At 64.6% G+C, this 16,501-nt stretch carries 19 protein-coding genes and 1 pseudogene; 8 read left to right on the top strand and 12 right to left on the bottom strand.

What is annotated here, in order from left to right; genetic code table 11:
- The first annotated feature begins 459 nt into the window (after nucleotides 1–459).
- The 4 genes from MJ783_RS00225 (at nucleotide 460) to MJ783_RS00210 (ending at nucleotide 4,755) form a co-directional block, all read left to right on the top strand.
- Entirely contained in the window at nucleotides 460–1,590 is a 1,131-nt protein-coding gene (locus tag MJ783_RS00225) for a DegT/DnrJ/EryC1/StrS aminotransferase family protein (protein WP_239307876.1), read from the top strand.
- A gap of 72 nt (nucleotides 1,591–1,662) precedes the next feature.
- The gene (locus MJ783_RS00220) at nucleotides 1,663–2,649 is read left to right on the top strand and encodes an NAD(P)-dependent oxidoreductase (protein WP_239307839.1); all 987 of its coding nucleotides are present in this window, start codon (nucleotides 1,663–1,665) and stop codon (nucleotides 2,647–2,649) included.
- A 3-nt stretch (nucleotides 2,650–2,652) separates the two neighbouring features.
- Nucleotides 2,653–3,810 carry a glycosyl hydrolase gene (locus MJ783_RS00215; RefSeq protein ID WP_239307838.1) on the top strand — a complete coding sequence of 386 codons (1,158 nt, stop codon included), beginning with the start codon at nucleotides 2,653–2,655 and terminating at the stop codon, nucleotides 3,808–3,810.
- Between the two features lie 51 nt (nucleotides 3,811–3,861).
- Nucleotides 3,862–4,755, top strand: coding sequence for a hypothetical protein (locus MJ783_RS00210; protein WP_239307837.1), 894 nt, complete (start codon nucleotides 3,862–3,864; stop codon nucleotides 4,753–4,755).
- 166 nt (nucleotides 4,756–4,921) lie between these two features.
- Here MJ783_RS00210 and MJ783_RS00205 read toward each other — a convergent pair whose 3' ends face one another.
- The 4 genes from MJ783_RS00205 to MJ783_RS00185 form a co-directional block, all read right to left on the bottom strand.
- A complete protein-coding gene (locus MJ783_RS00205) occupies nucleotides 4,922–5,080 on the bottom strand; it encodes a hypothetical protein (RefSeq protein ID WP_239307836.1) in 159 nt (52 codons plus the stop codon).
- Nucleotides 5,081–6,374: 1,294 nt separating this feature from the next.
- The gene (locus MJ783_RS00200; RefSeq protein ID WP_239307835.1) at nucleotides 6,375–6,614 is read right to left on the bottom strand and encodes a DUF397 domain-containing protein; all 240 of its coding nucleotides are present in this window, start codon (nucleotides 6,612–6,614) and stop codon (nucleotides 6,375–6,377) included.
- Nucleotides 6,611–7,471, bottom strand: coding sequence for a helix-turn-helix transcriptional regulator (locus tag MJ783_RS00195; RefSeq protein ID WP_239307834.1), 861 nt, complete (start codon nucleotides 7,469–7,471; stop codon nucleotides 6,611–6,613). Before MJ783_RS00195 ends, MJ783_RS00200 begins: the two co-directional genes overlap by 4 nt.
- A gap of 613 nt (nucleotides 7,472–8,084) precedes the next feature.
- Entirely contained in the window at nucleotides 8,085–9,593 is a 1,509-nt protein-coding gene (locus tag MJ783_RS00185; RefSeq protein WP_239307833.1) for an NAD(P)/FAD-dependent oxidoreductase, read from the bottom strand.
- A gap of 122 nt (nucleotides 9,594–9,715) precedes the next feature.
- Here MJ783_RS00185 and MJ783_RS00180 point away from each other — a divergent pair, with 122 nt between their 5' ends.
- Nucleotides 9,716–10,408, top strand: coding sequence for a TetR/AcrR family transcriptional regulator (locus MJ783_RS00180; protein ID WP_308194817.1), 693 nt, complete (start codon nucleotides 9,716–9,718; stop codon nucleotides 10,406–10,408).
- Nucleotides 10,409–10,710: 302 nt separating this feature from the next.
- Here MJ783_RS00180 and MJ783_RS00175 read toward each other — a convergent pair whose 3' ends face one another.
- From MJ783_RS00175 to MJ783_RS00160, 4 genes are read right to left on the bottom strand one after another with little or no spacing between them, the layout of a single operon-like run.
- Nucleotides 10,711–11,148 (bottom strand): type II toxin-antitoxin system VapC family toxin, encoded by a 438-nt coding sequence (locus MJ783_RS00175; protein ID WP_239307832.1) that lies wholly within the window; start codon nucleotides 11,146–11,148, stop codon nucleotides 10,711–10,713.
- Complete coding sequence (locus MJ783_RS00170; RefSeq protein WP_239307831.1) at nucleotides 11,145–11,381, bottom strand: type II toxin-antitoxin system Phd/YefM family antitoxin; 237 nt, start codon at nucleotides 11,379–11,381, stop codon at nucleotides 11,145–11,147. Before MJ783_RS00170 ends, MJ783_RS00175 begins: the two co-directional genes overlap by 4 nt.
- Before the next feature lie 26 nt (nucleotides 11,382–11,407).
- Nucleotides 11,408–11,719: a type II toxin-antitoxin system PemK/MazF family toxin gene (locus MJ783_RS00165; protein WP_239307830.1), complete on the bottom strand. Its 312-nt coding sequence runs from the start codon at nucleotides 11,717–11,719 to the stop codon at nucleotides 11,408–11,410.
- A complete protein-coding gene (locus tag MJ783_RS00160) occupies nucleotides 11,716–11,976 on the bottom strand; it encodes a pilus assembly protein HicB (protein WP_239307829.1) in 261 nt (86 codons plus the stop codon). Before MJ783_RS00160 ends, MJ783_RS00165 begins: the two co-directional genes overlap by 4 nt.
- 171 nt (nucleotides 11,977–12,147) lie before the next feature.
- Between MJ783_RS00160 and MJ783_RS23340 the strand changes: the two are divergent.
- A pseudogene (locus MJ783_RS23340) lies at nucleotides 12,148–12,243 on the top strand (Fe-S cluster assembly protein HesB); the annotation flags it as partial.
- A gap of 438 nt (nucleotides 12,244–12,681) precedes the next feature.
- On the opposite strand, the gene MJ783_RS00155 reads toward MJ783_RS23340, so the two are convergent.
- From MJ783_RS00155 to MJ783_RS00140, 4 genes are all read right to left on the bottom strand, one after another.
- The gene (locus MJ783_RS00155; protein ID WP_239307828.1) at nucleotides 12,682–13,089 is read right to left on the bottom strand and encodes a type II toxin-antitoxin system VapC family toxin; all 408 of its coding nucleotides are present in this window, start codon (nucleotides 13,087–13,089) and stop codon (nucleotides 12,682–12,684) included.
- Nucleotides 13,080–13,349 (bottom strand): hypothetical protein, encoded by a 270-nt coding sequence (locus tag MJ783_RS00150; RefSeq protein WP_239307827.1) that lies wholly within the window; start codon nucleotides 13,347–13,349, stop codon nucleotides 13,080–13,082. Before MJ783_RS00150 ends, MJ783_RS00155 begins: the two co-directional genes overlap by 10 nt.
- Before the next feature lie 233 nt (nucleotides 13,350–13,582).
- A complete protein-coding gene (locus MJ783_RS00145) occupies nucleotides 13,583–14,851 on the bottom strand; it encodes a hypothetical protein (protein WP_239307826.1) in 1,269 nt (422 codons plus the stop codon).
- Nucleotides 14,851–15,333, bottom strand: coding sequence for a hypothetical protein (locus tag MJ783_RS00140; RefSeq protein ID WP_239307825.1), 483 nt, complete (start codon nucleotides 15,331–15,333; stop codon nucleotides 14,851–14,853). The genes MJ783_RS00145 and MJ783_RS00140 overlap by 1 nt, the downstream gene beginning before the upstream one ends.
- A gap of 428 nt (nucleotides 15,334–15,761) precedes the next feature.
- Here MJ783_RS00140 and MJ783_RS00135 point away from each other — a divergent pair, with 428 nt between their 5' ends.
- Both MJ783_RS00135 and MJ783_RS00130 read left to right on the top strand, forming a co-directional pair.
- Nucleotides 15,762–15,983: a type II toxin-antitoxin system HicB family antitoxin gene (locus MJ783_RS00135; protein WP_239307824.1), complete on the top strand. Its 222-nt coding sequence runs from the start codon at nucleotides 15,762–15,764 to the stop codon at nucleotides 15,981–15,983.
- Entirely contained in the window at nucleotides 15,980–16,207 is a 228-nt protein-coding gene (locus MJ783_RS00130) for a type II toxin-antitoxin system HicA family toxin (protein ID WP_239393689.1), read from the top strand. Before MJ783_RS00135 ends, MJ783_RS00130 begins: the two co-directional genes overlap by 4 nt.
- Nucleotides 16,208–16,501: the final 294 nt, after the last annotated feature.

Here is a 16,501-nt window from a genome sequence, read left to right as displayed (position 1 = left end):
GGCACTCCGCGGTCATAGCGCAATGATCAATTTTTCATCTCTGGATGCCCAAGCTGTCGTGATGCGAAGGTGTCCACCGGTCGTCATGAAGTTGTCAAACGCGCCCATTATTGGCGTGTTGGGTGATAGTTGCATCGTTGTGATTCATCCGCGTGTTCGTGGTGGAACTATGTCGCCCCTTCAGGCGAGCCATCCGTCGATGTCCGGGTGGATTTGGGTGGCAATGGTCTATCTTGTTTGCTAGCCGCGATGGAGGTGCAAATCGGGATCTCGGCGCTCATTCTCGGCTCGTTCGCCGCCCCGCAGGTCGGCGTCCCAAAAGATGATCATGGAGGTTGCCGTCGGCAGAATGATCCTGACGGTTTTTAGGTAGGTGAACCGGTAGCGTCGCGCTGCGCCGTGTCTGGACCGGCGACAGTTGCGAACAGCAAGGTGGGGCGGAGCGAAGGGGGTGTGCAGGTGCAGGTTCCAGCGGCGCGGATCGTCTTTCCCGAAGCCGATCGCGCGGAGATTGCGTCGTTGACTTCGGAGATCCTGGCTAGCGGAGCGTTGACGCTCGGCGCGCATACGAAGGAGTTCGAAGCCGAGTTCGCCGCGGCTCATGATGTTCCATTCGCGGTGGCAGTCAGTAGCGGCACCGCGGCTCTTGAGATCATCCTCCGTGCCGTGGATGTGGCGGATGCGGACGTCATCGTGCCGACGAACACGTTTGCGGCGACCGGCTTCGCGGTCTTGCGTGCCGGCGCGAATCTGGTCTTTGCGGATGTGGAGGCCAGGACGTTCGCCTTGAGCGCGGCTACAGTCGCTGACGCGCTCACGCCGCGCACACGTGCGGTGATCTTGGTGCACATCGGAGGGATAATCACTCCTGAAGTCGACGACATCAGGTCGCTGTGTGACGAACGCGGCATTCTGCTGGTCGAGGACGCGGCCCATGCGCACGGTTCTAGCCATAACGGCCGGTACGCGGGCTCGTTCGGTGTGGCCGGGGCGTTTTCGTTCTATCCCACGAAGGTCGTGACCAGCGGCGAGGGTGGGATGATCGTCACTGCTGATGAGCGAGTACGGGATGAGGCGGTGATATTCCGGGACCAGGGAAAGGCTGGATTTCTCGGGAACGTTCACATCAAGCAGGGCTACGCCTGGCGGATGAGTGAACTGCACGCCGTCACCGGTCTGGTGCACGCCCGTAGGTTGCCTGAGTTTCTGGACAGCCGCAACGCGGTAGCCGCTCGCTATACGGCCGGCCTCGGCCAGATCGAGGGACTCGAACCGATTGTGGTGCCGACCGGCGGGCGCAGTAATTATTACAAGTACCTCGTATTGCCACGTCCGGGCATCGATCGGGCACGACTGAAGAAGGAGCTCAAGGAGCGTCACGGTGTGTCGCTGTCCGGTGAGGTGTACGAGGCGCCACTGCACCAGCAGCCCGTTTTTGAGATTTATGCGCGGGGTAACCATCCGGTTGCACAGGATGTGTGCGCCAGGCATGTGTGCCTCCCCGTCCATTCGGACATGACCGAAGCTGAGGTGGACCATGTGCTTGCGTCACTGGCATCCGCCGTCGAGACCCTCACGGTCACGATCTGACCGGGGATCCACTCCGATCAGGTCCGACCAGATGATCCGACCCCAAACCTGACGATCTTGGACGGATGACCAATGCGTATAATCGTCACTGGCGGTTCCGGTTTCATCGGAGCCCATGTAGTGGACCGGCTCCTGGACGCCGGCCACGATGTGATCTCGCTGGATCTGAATGCGCGCATGACCGATCCACGTGCCGACCACCGGATTGTGGACGTTCTGGACCTCTCCGCGCTTACCACGGTTTTTACCGGCTGTGACATGGTTTTCCATCTTGCTGGCATGTCCAATGTTGATCATGCTTTCGCCGATCCGATCCGAACGGTGCGCCTCAATGTGGAGGGCACGGCCAACGTGTGCGAGGCCGCCCGTGCCACCGGAGTGCGCCGCGTGCTGTTCGCGAGCACGGTCTGGGTGTATGGGGCCAGCGGGGGCGATTTGGATGATCCACGGTCGTTGACCGAGGACGTGGAATTCGCGATGAGCCGTGCCGGCCACGTCTACACGTCAACCAAGATTGCGGCCGAACTGCTCCTGCAGAGTTATCAGCAGACCTATGGCCTGGACTTCACGGTCCTGCGCTACGGCATCCCGTACGGTCCGGGCATGCGCGACGAGCTGGTCTTGGCTCGCTTCCTGCGGAAGGCGCTCAACGGGGAGCCGCTTACCGTCGCTGGTGATGGGCAGCAGTTCCGTAACTACGTCTTCGTCCGTGACCTCGCGGATGCGCATGTGCTTGCCATGGATGACGCGGCCCGTAATGAGACGATCGCGCTCGAGGGCAACGAACGGGTCAGCGTGCTGGCTATGGCGCAGGCGGTCCAGGATCACTTCCCCGGCGTCGAGATCGAACACGTCCCGGCACGCCCGGGTGACTTCCGGGGCCGGTCGGTATCGAACGCGAAGGCCGAGAGGCTGCTCGGCTGGCGGCCGATCACCGGCTTTGCCGACGGTGTCAGGCAGTATGTCGAGTGGTACCTGGCGGACCGACAGCCCACGAGTGACCAGCCGGTATCCGCCCGTCGGGCTGATGGGGTCGGCGCCCCGGTCTCCTCCGAGTAGAGCATGACGGACGATCACACGGAGGAACCGCTGGCCTTCCCGACGGGGCGGGAAGGCCAGCCTGGCCGGCGGGCGCTTTTGCTGTCGGGCTCGCTCGGGATGGGCCACGACGTCATGGCCCAGGCCTGTGCGCACTCGCTGGCTCTGCGTGGATTCTCCACTCGCACGCTGGACTCCCTGCGCATGATGGGCGGCCGGGCCGGGTCGGCGGGTGAGGGTGTTTTTCGCGGGATGCTGGCCGTTCCTGGGCTGTATGATGCCCTGCACTTTTCGCAGATGCGTCCAGGCGGCGGGCTGGCGAGGGCGATCGAGGCGACTTCGTCACGCTTTCTCGTACCCAAACTCCGCGTGGAACTGCGGGACCAGCCAGTGGAGCTGCTGTTGTCAATCTTCGCCACCGGGGCCGCCGCGGCCAGTCGGATCAAGCACGAACATCCCCGGATGGTGACCACGGTGTTCTGCACAGATGTCTGTGTCCACCGACTGTGGATACATGAAAATACCGACCTGTATCTGGTCACCTCAACCACGGCGGCGCGGTTCGTCCGGCGTTTCCATCCAGAGGCGAGGATCGCGGTGGTACCCACGCCGGTCCGTCAACCGTTCTATGACCCACCGACACAGGAGGCGGCCCGTGCGGCCCTCGAGATTCCCGCGGACGCCCGGTGCGTACTGTTGATGTCGGGTTCCTGGGGCCTCGGGCCGCTGGTCGAGGGCGCTCAGGCACTTGCCGAGGCCGGTATATGGGTGCTTGTGGTAGCTGGACGCAACGTCTCGCTTGCGGCACGCCTGCGAGAACGTGCGAACACGCACCCACGGATCATCCCTTTCGGCTTCACCGACCGTATCCCCGAGCTGATGGCAGCAAGTGATCTTGTTGTCACCTCGTCGGGTGACACCTGTAGCGAGGCGCGGGTCATCGGTCGTGACCTCCTGTTGCTGGACGTCGTCCCCGGCCACGGCCGCGACAACCTGCAGCTTGAGCTCGACCGGGGGCGCGCGGACGTGACCTCCGCCGGTGCCATGTCCCTGCGTCGTTCGGCGCTCGCCGCGCTGGACCGTATCAAGCCACCATCGGTACGGGTGGTCGGGACGCCCGAGGCCTGGGAGCAGGCATTTGGTGCCGCACTCAGTCAGGTCGAGCTGGCTAATGGCTGGTAACGGCCAGACCGGCCGTATCCTGGCCGTTATCAGTCGTGTCCGGGAAGACATGTGAGCGACGCGCTCGTTGTCGGCGTCCCTGTCACTGTTGTGTCGGCGGCGCTGTATGGGACGGCTCCGCTCATCCAGGCTGTCGCGGCACGCCAGGCCCCGCCCGGTGGCGGGTTGGGGCTTGGCCTGCTGTTACGTCTTGTATTGCGACCGTTGTGGCTGCTTGGGCTCGCTGTTGAAGCCGGGTCGTTCCTGTTGGAGGTACTCGCGCTGTCGGTGGCGCCGGTCGCTCTTGTTGCTCCGCTCATGGCGGGCGACATGGTGGTCTTCTCGTTGCTGGCCCGGCGTTACCTGGGAGAGCGGATCAGCCGGGTGGGTTGGCGTGGGATGGCGTGCCTCACCGCGGGAATTGGGCTGTTGGCCCTCGCTTTCAGCAGCGGGGCCAAGGTCGGCACACCAGCAAGCAATCATGATCTGGCGTTGTTCCTGGCTTGTGGGCTGCTGTTCACAGCGGTCGGGGCGTGGCTGGCGAACCGGGCGGGGCGTGGGGGGCGGATCGCCCAAGCGGCTTTGCTGTTCGGACTGTCGGCCGGAGTCTGCTACGCCATCGCGACTCTGGCGACTCGCCAGATCGGCCTGTATCTGGACAATCATGAACTGGCCGGACTGCTGTCAACACCGACCCCTTATGTGCTGATCGCCTTTTCCGTTCTTGCGTTGGGCCTGGAACAGCGAGGCCTACAGGGCCGGGCCGCAGTGATCGCGTTCCCAGTGACCAGCGGGGTCTCAGCCTTTTTACCGGTCATGATTGGTTTGACCTTGTTTGACGAGACGGCGCCAGAAGGACCCCAGATGGCGGCATTTGTCATTTCGCTCGGCCTGGTCGCGATCGGGATCTTCGGTCTCGGTCGGGACCGTGCCGCGAGTGTCACGCGGGAGTCCGCAGCGGTCTGAGAGCGTGTGTGAGATCGGGCTTTCGATCAGGGAGCCGCGTCCAGGTAGCTTCCTGGCAAGGCTGTGGGCTGCACCGATACCGGAGGAGCGGTATCGGTGCAGCCAAGAACACGGCCAGGTGCAGCCTGGACGCGGCGAGCCGGACAGCTGACTGTCGAAACACGCCTTAGGGCTGAAATCGCTCCATTGCCCTGCGGACGCGGGAGTTCGCCTGGGCAAAACTGATCTTTCCGTCGACGTACGCCGCAAGAGCGTTGCGGCGCACCCGCTCGGTACGCGGGTCCTCAAGCGGGGTGTTGAGCAGGTTCGTCGTGGCAGTGGCCACGCTGATCACCTCCCGTTGTGCGGGAACAGGACGACGAAAAATCCGCCTGACATGCGCCAGGCGCGATTTGGATCAATGAGCTTCCGGGCCGACGGGGTTGGCACCCTGCCCGCGAAACGGTCGATCGCCTACGTTCCGCCAGTGCGCAATCGACGAAGCTGACTGGATCTAAAGGTCGGATGGGGGGAAAGGCCGAAACGCCCTGACCTTCGGGCCTCTGCCCAGGCTATGGCGTACATGACGGCTTCGCTCCCTATAGCGACAACGGGCACCAGCACCCGATGAGATAATCGAAATTTTGTGACACTACGTCAACGGGAAGGACGGCAAAGCGAGCGGACAACAAGAAAAGGATCACAAGGCAAGGACCACAACCCGACCCGACCTCTACAGAGTGCGCTGTCGGGGGCCCGATCGCAAGGCCTTTTTCATGATGTTGCTATCCGCGCTCGTCTGATTACTTTTTCGGCCGCGTCGTGCCACGGGGGTTCCGGTTTGCGATGGTTCAGCCGAGCTTCTGGAGGTGGTGAGGCGGGGCAAGAGTCGAACCGTCCCGGCATCAGAGCCACCTCAGGAGGTGCAGACGACGGCGCAGGTGAGTCGATGCCCCACCTCGCCATTCCTAAATTATGACAATTGCTGCATATCGGACACGATAAACTTCGCCTATCTGGACGAGATACTCTCTTAGGGGCTCCGGCAATAGGACTGTCCGGCTCGCGCCGCCCGGTCGGCGCTTCGCATCATCGCTCCCTGTCCATCGCTGCGCGATGCACGGGTACCCCGGCTCGTCAGTCGCCACCCAACACCTCCGGTGACTCCCTCCGCAGCCTCGCGATCCATCCGCCCGGGCGCCGCTCCCTGATCGAACGCCCTATTGCCGGAGCCTCTCTTATCACGTCCAGGCCGGGGCGCGGCCGGATCGGTTACGACATGGGCCGTATCCGTTCGGTGCGGGCCTTCCTCGGGAGCCGCCCGCCCGTGGCCTGCCGACGGAAAGATAGGTCCACGATTGTCCGAAATGATCCTTGCGGGGTACCCTCAGGCTCCTTTGTGAGCCTGAGGGTACGCAAAAATCCAGCACACCCGGGATCTCTGGCCAGACGAAAAATAATGCTTACACGATTTTTGGCATACTAGCCCGCTTGGTGGTTCCGGGCGAGTGAAAAACCATGATCGCACTCTCTTTGGCCGCTGGGACCGTATGTCCCGGGTTCATTCCGGTGCCGAGCGGTCTGAGCGACATCCGGCCGCCCGGCAGCACCGTGTTGGCCCGTGGTTGTGATTCGGCGGGTCAGATCTGATCGAACTCGCCGTCCCTGACACCGGCAAGGAAGGCATCCCATTCGCCACCGGTGAAGGCCAGGACCGGGCCGGCTGGGTCCTTCGAATCGCGGACGAGGATGCCGTCGGCAGCGACCGCAACCTCTACGCACATGCCGCCGGCACCATTGCTGTAGCTGCTTTTGCGCCACACGGCCGTCTCGGCATCGATATCGATCTTGCTTGTGGTTGACATGCTGTTTTCAGTCATTTCATTTCCTCCGTCACTCTGGCTATCATCTCAAGGGACTGGTCGGGGCGAAGCGCGGCGGCCAACAGGTAGTCGGTCTTCAGCCGGTAGTGCCGAATTTCCGCCGCCCGTTCAAGATAGAGGCTCCCTGTCGCTTCCTCGATATAGACAACGTCGTGGTCTGTCGGGTCCGGAAAGCCGAGGATCGCGAAGGTGCTACCCATTCCCGCGTGGGCACCCGCGACGAAGGGAACGACCTGGAGAGTCACATTGGGTAGTTTCGCTCGCTTGATGAGATACTCGAGCTGCGCTCGCATCACGGCCGTACCGCCAACCGGACGGTGTAGCACCGCCTCGTCGAGGACGACCCACAACCGAGGAGGGTTGTCGTGCGTGAGTCGACTCTGTCGATCGAGCCGCAGTGCGACTCTGCGCTCCAGGTCCTCCTCCACGATCTCTGGGTTGTTGGCGCGGATGACGTGGCGGGCGTACTCGGCTGTCTGTAACAGTCCATGAACGAGCTGCGCCTCGTACACGCTTATCGAAGAGGCATCTCCTTCGAGGCCGATGTAGATCTCGAACCATGGAGGAACCACATCGTGGTAGGTATGCCACCAGCCACGTTTGCGAGACTCGCGGGCAAGCGCGAGGAAGGCTTCGCGTTTGGTCTCGTCCGTGACGCCGTAGAGCTGCAAGAGATCGTGGACGTCGCGGGTCCGGACCGGTACGCGGCCGTTTTCCATTCTGCTGATCTTTGAAATTGAGCAACGGAGGAGTTCGCAAGCCTGATCGACGGACACGTCAGCTTCCTCACGGAGCTGGCGGAGTTCGGCGCCGAGTCGTCGCCTTCGGACGGTTGGACCACTGTTAGTGCCCATTAATCCCCTTCGCGTAGAGCATTGCTACATTCTGCCAGCGCTTCATTACTTTTATGTGCTGGATGATGCTTTCCGTAACGACACGGTCGCGATTGCTCTTGCGGGAGCCGCCCGGTGCGCTCATGCTGTTTGTGTTGATACTTTAAGTAAGATCAATAATACGAAGGGTGAGTTGTTGTCATGGCTGCGATGGGGGGAGATCAGGTGGGCGCGGGTGAAGCGATGATCAGACGCCGCTTTCTGGTCTTTGACGGAGACGGCGAGCTTGTCGCGACCTTCCCCGAGTGGGGTTCAGCCCATACCTGGGCACATCAGCGGTCCATGGAGCCGCGTACGCCGCAACCGGTTCAGATCGAGGACCGATGTGATCGCCGGACGTGGACCATCGAGGCGGGACGTTGCCAGCTGACAGTATGGCGTAGCGATGTCGAATACCGCTCGTGTACACCAGAGGCCACGGCGGCGACTGACCGGTGGGAGCGCGCCTGGGCTTCCTGACCGACCGATAAGACCCACCGCGGTCAGGAAGCCATTACTACCAGCCTGGCTATGATCAGCAGCGAGGCCTACGGCGCGACCGTAGGTGGCCGGCGCGCACGCTCGAAATCGTCCGCTACTGAATACGGCGTGGGTGGCCGCGTCGCGGGAGGATGGGCGCGTCGCGGCCGGTGCCTATCGGTCGGTTGGAGGGCGCGGCCGCTGTCTTTTGTTCGTGGTATTCCTCTTCGACGTTGACGGCCCAGATGTCGTGGTGGGTGCCGTCGAGGATGTTCTCGACTGTGCGCATCGCGGTGAGCATGGAATGGTCGGCGTTGTTGTAGCGGTGCATGCCGTTGCGGCCGACAGGGTAAACGTTGGGTACATTCACGGAGATCCATTCTCGGATGATCTCCACGTTATGGCGGTAGTACTGGTCGTAGGTCGGGTACGCCTTCGGCACCCGCACGACGTAGCCGCGTTCGACCGCGCCGTGGCGTACGAGTCCGAGCAGCTCCAGTTCACGGGTGGCGAGCGCGATCAGCTCGTCGTCGAGCTTCGTCCACATGTCGTCGCCCTCGAAGACGAAGAACTCCAGACCAAGACAGGTCCGTCCTTCCTTGACAAGGTAGGGCGACCAGGAGCCGTAGTTCTGGATCCGGCCGACCTTGACACCCGGGTCATGGATGTAGATCCAGTTGTCGGGAAAGCCGAACTCGGCGGGGACGACGAGCGCGACGGTGAGGTAATCGCGGTAGCGCAGATCGTTGGCCGCTTCAATGACCTTGGCAGGCGGTGGCGGGTCCATGCCCAGCACGAGGGCTGACAGTGGGGTTGAGGAGATCACCTGGTCGGCCGGCACCCGTGTGCGCTCGCCGGTCTTCGATTGGACGGTGACCGCGACCGCGCGTCCGTGCTCATGGTGGATGGTCGTGACGGCGGTGTTCAAGGTGACCGTTCCGCCCATCTTCTCGACCTTGTCACGGCAGGTCTCCCACATCATGCCGGGGCCGTACTTCGGGTAGTGGAACTCCTCGATCAGGCTGGTGATGTCCTTCTGGTTTCGCCTCGGGAGGACCGCGTTGACGATCGCGGAGGACAGCGAGAGGTTCTTCACCCGCTGCGCGGCCCAATCCGCCGGCATCTCACTGACCGGGATTCCCCACAGCTTCTCGGTGTAGGTTTTGAAAAACGTCCGGTACAGCCGCCAACCGAAGCGCGCGACCAGCCACGCCTCATAGTTGCTCTGATCCCGCGGCGGACGCAGCCGCGCGCGGGCGTAGGACCCGAGGGCGAGTGCCGCGTGCCCAGGCCCGAGGTTGCGCAGGGCGTTGAAGGCGCGCAACGGGTAGTCGTAGAGCTTCCCCTGGTAATATATCCGGCTCATCCGAGGCCGGAGCAAGAAGTCCTCGGCAGGCAGGATTTCGTGCCACAGCACCTCGACGGCCGCGACCTTGGTGAAGAACCGGTGCCCGCCGATGTCGAATCGCCAGCCGTCGCGCTCGACGGTACGGCTGATCCCGCCGACCACGTCGTCGGCTTCGAACACCGTGACGGCCGCGCCGCGAGCGGCCAGCTGATAGGCGCCTGTCAGGCCAGCCGGCCCGGCACCAATGATCACCGTGTGCGGAACCTGAGTCGACATTAGTTCTCCCACTCTTTCGCTGGGGCGACGAACGGCGCCACCGTGAGACGCATCTGCATAGCTTCTTGGACGGTGTTGCCTAATTTTCGAGATACCTGAGTCCAGGAGGGTAGCGTGGGTCCGTGGCCATCGACGCAGCGGGTGCCAGCGCCGTCGCGCTGGGCCGAGGCCGGCTGGCCAAACGCGAGGCGATCATGAAAGCCGCGTTCGAGGTCTTCGCGCGGCAGGGTTACATCGCCACCAGCCTCGACGACATCGCGTCGGCCACCCCGGTCTCCCGCCAGACTGTCTACAACCACTTCGGCGACAAGGAGAAGCTCTTCCTCACCGTCATCGACGAGATGATTACAGCGAACCTCGACGCGCTACGCAACGCGACGAACACATTTCCCGCACGCGTAGAGACTGTCGATGACGCCTCGACCTACCTGCTTGACCTCGCACGACGGATCACAGCGGTCTACGCCAGCCCGACCACCAGCGCGTTGCGCCTAGTTATCCAGACCGAGGCACCCCGCCACCCCCAGCTCCTAGCCTTGTGGCGTTCCCGTGTCACCACACCCGTATGGCCAGCCCTCATCGGCAACCTTGCCCGCCTCGCTCACGCCGGCGCCCTAAACATCGACGACCCAGCCCGCGCCGCCGGTCAATACCTCGCCCTCATCATCGGGACCTCCTGGCAGATGACAGAACTCGGCACCTTCGCTCTCACCGCGCCCTCCGATCGCGACGCCCCGGAACTCGACACCGCCATCCGAGCCAACGTCGCCCTTTTCATCCGTGCCTATGCACCCATCGCCACTCAGGCCTTTTAGGGCGTGTCTGATGGATGGTGGTCGATGTGGGCGATGATCCAGAAAGTGCCTGCAAGGCGGAGCAGGCCCGGATAGCGGTGTTCTATCCGGACCGACGGCAACGCGGCAGGATGCCTTCCGGGCATTGAGAACAGGGACCCGCACGGACGCGAAGCGTTCGGTGGGGGGCGAAGCGATCGAAGATCCATCAGACTACGCCCTAGCCGTCCTGCTATTGGAAGTCTGTGAGTTCTGCTATTGGCAGAGCAGGGTGCGGCGCGGCCTGACTTGCGGCCGAGAACGTCAGTGGCCAAGGTGCAGGTTCAGGCTTCTGCCGTCGCAGGTACCGGGACGGCAATGACGGTAAGCCCGTCAATGCTGGCGAAGTCGGCGGGGTTGCAGGTGTATACGGGCAGGTTCTTGGACAGCGCGGTGGCGGCGATCATTGCGTCATACGCTCGGGCCGCAGGCTTGGGACCGGCTTGGCGCAGCGAGGCCGCCACCCGTCCGAACGCTCGTGCCGCCGCGGCATCGAAGGGGAGCGGATCAAAGTCGGCCTCGGCCTGCTGTACCTGGGCCTGCCTGTTGGCACGCTCGCCGTCCGTGGCCGCGACGAGTGGGCCGGCCGAGAGTTCGGCCAGCGTGATGGCGGTGATGAGCGGTTCCGCGGGCAGGCTGTCCGGGTCGGGTATGCGTGGCAGATGGATGACCGTGCTGCTGTCGAGCACCCCGCGCGGGTGGCGTACGGCGGGATCGGTCACAGTGCGGGGTCCAGCATGCTGTCGATGTCCTCGCGCAGGAGTACCGGGTCGACACGCGGTAGACCGCGCCAGCGCTCCAGCAGCAGCGCGGCTGACAGCGGGCGGCGTGGCAGGGGCCGGAGTTCGGCGACCGGATGACCGTCCCGGGTCACTGTCAGTGCCTCTCCGTTTGCGACCCGGTCCAGAATCTGGCCGCCATGATTGCGGAGATCTCGAACTGTTACTTCGATCATGAAATTAACGTAGCACGCGTGAGACGTCAGCGTTCGGGCGTGGCCAGGATCTTGAAAAGCATGGTGTTGGTGTCGGTGAGCGTCTGGACGTCGACCCGGCGCAGGTATTCTTCTAGCGCGGCCTTGGCCACAAACGTGACCAGGCCCATCACAGCCCACTGGCCCTCGCCCAGCCGGACGCAGAACCCCTCGTCGGTGGCGTGCTCCACGACCAGCGCGACCAGCACGGTCGGCTCATCGACGATCTCGTTGTAAACCGTGGAACTGATGACCAGCACCGCCTGGGCTGTCGGTCCGGTGCGGGTGGTCCAGATCTCGCCGCGCCGCGGCGACCTCATTCGGCGGCGCCCGCCAGGTTGGGCAGCCCGGCCGCCGCGAGTGCCCGCTGGTTGGCCTCACCGAAGGCGAGCGCCACCTGGGTGATCGCCGGGTTCGCCCGCATCCAGGCAGCGTGGGCGGCACAGCGCCGGCGCATGTCCTCGGCGTCGAGCACGCGCTCGACCCACGCGTTCATCGACGTGTCCGCTGCCTCGGCATACCGCTTGACCGCCTCGTATGCCTCGTCCGAGAGCCGAAGCGTAATCGTCCGTGTCACGCGTAATATGCTAGCAAGATCTGCTATCAACATCCGTGGCGAGCCGGATACGCCGTCGCGGTGCCCCGCGAAGTCCGCGGTGTTCACGTGCGTCGCCTGCCAGCTCACAGGGGCGTTTCTGTCGCCCATCGGTGCGCGGCTCGCCGTGACATGGTCGGCTACGGTGATGGCGTGGGACTGCATCTGAGCCGGATCGACGAGGCGGACGAGCCGCTGTCGAAGGACCCGCTCGCGTTGTTGATCGTGATGGTGCTGGACCAGCAAATCGGACAAACAGCGAACGATGTTGGGTGATCCGTCCCGATTGGTATGCGGAAAGCGCTCGCACGGACGCGGAGGGTCGCCTACGAGGGGAGACGGTCTCCTCGGCGTGCGCTGTGCCCTCGGCCGTTTGGCGCCGTGGCCGTCGGGTGCCTATGGTGATCTGACTTTCTCCCCGCCGTCCTCCGCGACTGGCGGGGTTTTTTTCTAGATCGGGTACGTCATGACCCCGCGAGTCGCGGTCTTCATCGACTACCAGAACGTTCACTTTTCGGCGCGAAGCAGGTTCCAACCGGCCGACGCGCCACGTCACCACGGTCATGTTGATCATGGCCGGGTGGCTGAGCGGATCGTCGCCGGTCGACGCTTCGCCGGTCGACGCTTCGGCGGCGAGTTCGCGGCAGTCCGTGTGTACCGAGGCTGTCCGAGCCCGATCGCCAACCGCTATGTGATTAGTTCTATGGCGCAGCGTGGGCCAGTCGCGGCAATGTATTTGGCGTCACAGGTGAGAAGGACGGCGTCGATCTGTTCGGCCAGTGCGACGTAACCGGCGCCGTATGCGGTCATGTTTTCTCGAAGTTCCCAGACGCGTTGGGCGGTCGGCCCGCCGAGCAGTTCGCGACGGATCGGTAGGCGGATCAGGTTGGCGACGAGATTCGGGGCGTGCTCGGCTAGGCGGCTCGTACGTCTGGCCAGGCCGCGGAGCGCCGAGATGACCTCGATGTCCAGATGGGCGGGGGCGTAAGAGGCGTCGCCGCTGGCCATACGATCCCTCGCGGCCTTGCGCCGTGGGCTGTCATCCCCGGCGAGTAGATCGACGATCACGGACGCGTCAACGACGATCAGCCCCACCGTGCCTCCTGCGCATCACGGACTGCGCGTACGGCGGCGACCGCGTCGTCCGTGGTAAGCCCTACCGAGGCGCGAGCGCTGTCGATGTCGGCGAGTACCTCGTCCATGGTCGGGGTAGTCGCCTCGCGGCTGAGTACGTCGAGCACGTAGGCGTTCAGCGACTGCCGGCGCGCTTTCGCCCGTGCGGTCAGAGTGGCACGTACTCGAGCTGGGAGCGCCCGGATGGTGAGGTTGGTCGTGATCTCTTCGGCAGTAGTCATGACGTCATTCTAACGTCGAAGTCGCGTCTCGGCGACGTCAGATGTCGATCAGGTGAACAGCATGTGTCGCGCCATCGCGACGCTGCCGTCGCGATGGCGCGGGACAAACAAGGAACGGATGACGGGCGCCGGGTTGTGCCGGTGGGGTGCCTGCCTAGAGGGTTTCAGCGTGGGCCCAGGGCAGATCTGTGCGGTGGGTGGCCAGGGCGGGCGCCTGGCCACCCACGGGATCGTCACGATCCGAAGCAGGCCGCTGCGCCCCCGGCCGCGAGGATGGTCACCGAACACCACGTAGTGCGCGGATAGTAGGCCTTCATAACGACCGCAGCCGTGGCCGCTCTGTCATCGGAAGGAACGTTCTGGACTGATTCGGCGAACTCGGCGCCGAGCAGATTACGGAACAGCAGAAGGTGCTGGGAGGTCGGGCTGGCGCTGGAGAGCGGTACGAAGGTGACGCCCGGAATGCTGTCGATCGCCGACCGCTGCGCCTCAGTGCCGACCGCGAAGGTGTAGTAGCCGGAGGAATCGAGACTGGTCGCGTCGTCCGCGCGGCAGCCATAGTCGATACTGCCGTCGGGTAGCGTGTTGACGACGACAGGCAGCGGCGGCTTGGCCAGGTTGTCGCACAGCGACCAGTAGCGGATATCGGCGTCGGCGGCCGGCCACGGAGCCGGATCGTCACCCGTCGGTGTTCGGGGGGCCTTGCCGTGCACGACGAGCACCGAGCCGTCGGCTGGCGGCGTCACGCTTGCCGACAGGTAGGCGTTGTCCAGATTCGGGAAAAGGCCGCCGGTGCCCGAGGCGCCGCGCGCGAACTGAGGACTCGCCGCGCTGGCTGTGACGGTTGGCTGGGACGCGACCATATCGGGCCCGGAGTCGGCCGCGGTGCTGGCGCCGCATACCGGCGGCGTGTTCGAGACATCGTCCTGGGTGAAGGTAAGGGTTGGCAGATGGACGTCGGCCGCATTCCCACCGGCCGGAAGGTAGACGCGATAGATGAGGTAGCCGGTCGCGCCCGACGTGGTTTCCGCCGGCGCCAGCGGTAGCGTGTTGCTTTCGCCTGCCACCACGTCCTGGGTCAGCGTGACGGTGAAGTTGCCGCCCGGTGCCGCGGTCTGTTGCCACGGATTCACGCTGCCAGCGTCCGGGGCGGTCAGGAAGTCGGGGAGCCCAGAGCTGACCCCGTTGGTCGTGAACGGGGCGCGGTTGGAGCTGTACACGGTCAGGGAGGTGTAGCGGGCGTCGGCGTAGGAGCCCGCGACCGTGATCTTAAGACCGTCCTCGACCGTGAACGGCGTCGTCCAGTACACGGCGTCGCTGTCCGGGAGCGCCACGTTGGCAGTAGAGGGCGTTGTCTCCAGCCGCCAGGCGCATGACGGTGTCGACGCCGAAGCCGCGGCGAGGGCCGGCGTGTCGACGGCGAGAGTCGTCGGCGCGGCCAGCATGGCCACGGCAAGCGCCGCTGCGGCGTGGAACCGGCGGCGCTTCCTGCTCCTCGCCACTACGAGCACGTCCAGGCAAGCGAGCCGTCGATGGCCGTCCCCGCGGGGGTCGTCAGGTCGACGGTGGATACGCCGCCAGTCGCGCTGATGCTGGTGGGTACGGCGCCGGCGGGCAGAGTGACGTTGCTGCCATCGGGTTGCGTGAGCTGGAGTGTGAGGACACCGGTGTAGCTGCCGGGGCCGCGGTAGCCGGTCGCGAGGACGTTGAACGAGAGGGTGTAGCCGTCGATGGTGGCGGTACTCGCCGAGGCCGTGTACGTGAGCCGCCCGGCTGAGCAGTCGACCGTGGTGGCCGCCGTCCCGCTGAGGCTGACGGGCTCGGTGATCGAGAGCGTGACCGATCCGTCGCCGGTTTCGGGCGTTGCGGCGCTCGCGGCGCTCGCGGTGGTCGCGAGGCCCGCGGTGACCGCGAGGCTGGCGGCGGCCACGCCAGCCACTCGGACGGCCCGGCCGGGGGATCTCCGGATGCGGTGCTTACCCATGGCGTCTGCTCCTCAGCTCTCGGACCTGCGGCCGTATCCTCACCGGCTGGTGTGTGAGTTCGCCGTCCAGAACGTTCGAGTTCTATGAGTAAGTTAAGAGCGCCCGAGGATAGGACTGTCCGGCTCGCGGCTCGCGGCTCCCCGCGTCCCGCCCGGCCGCGTTGTCGTCAGTCGGCGCCCAGCACCAGGGCGCCTTCCTCCGCCGCCTTGCCGGACCGGGCGCGGATGAGCCGCTCACTGATCGAACGCCCCATCCTCGGACGCTCTTATTGGCATGGTGCTGGACCAGTAAATCGGACAAACAAGGAACGGATCGCGACGCTGCTCTCGATAAGTATTGGATCGATGGCGGGACATGGGTGCTGTCCGGGTGGCGTGCCGCTGGTAGGTACGCGCGATACGCGCCTGACAGGGCTAGCATGATCTCCATGGAGCGAGCTGTCCGGCTGACCGCGATCGTCACCCACGAAGGCGACTGGTACGTGGCGCGGGCCCTTGAGGTCGAGGTGGCAAGTCAGGGCCCAAGCGTGGAGGAGTCGCTGGCGAACCTGCGCGAGGCGCTGGAGCTGTACTTCGAAGATGAGCCGGTTCCGACAGTCTCCGTTGACGGGCCGATCGTCGCGCCCGTCAACGTCCGCTTGTCGGCGTGACACCCACGCTCCCCAGAGTCTCAGGTCCGGAGGTTGTCCGGGCATTGCGTCGTGCGGGCTTTGACGAGGTGAGCACAAGAGGCTCGCACTGCAAGCTCCGGCACAAGGTTGTGGCCCGTACCGTGATCGTGCCGCTGCACCGTGAACTGGCGACGGGTACCCTCGCCTCGATCCTTCGCCAGGCCGGTATGGACGCCGAGGAGCTGCGAACTCTGCTCAGCTGAGCGGGGGCCCGTGGTCAGCCAGCCGATGCTGGGCGCCAGGCCGCACAGCAGTGAGCCCAGCCCAAAGGTGGCGAGGCCGGGGTCGGCACGACCGCGGTGCACCCCGCCCGGACGCCGACGGCCGGGTGGGACGGGCCGCGGCGGCGTCGACCGTGCAGCGACCGGACCAGCGATGCGACGGCTGCCCCGGTCCGGCTACGGTGATGTCGTGGGACTGCATCTGAGTCAGATCGCCGAGGCGGACGAGCTGCTGACGAACGATCCGCTCGCGTTGCTGATCGGGATGGTGCTGGA

This window comes from Protofrankia sp. Cj3 (genome assembly GCF_917627355.1).
Lineage (GTDB): Bacteria > Actinomycetota > Actinomycetes > Frankiales > Frankiaceae > Protofrankia.
This window is presented reverse-complemented; position numbering and strand designations above follow the sequence as displayed.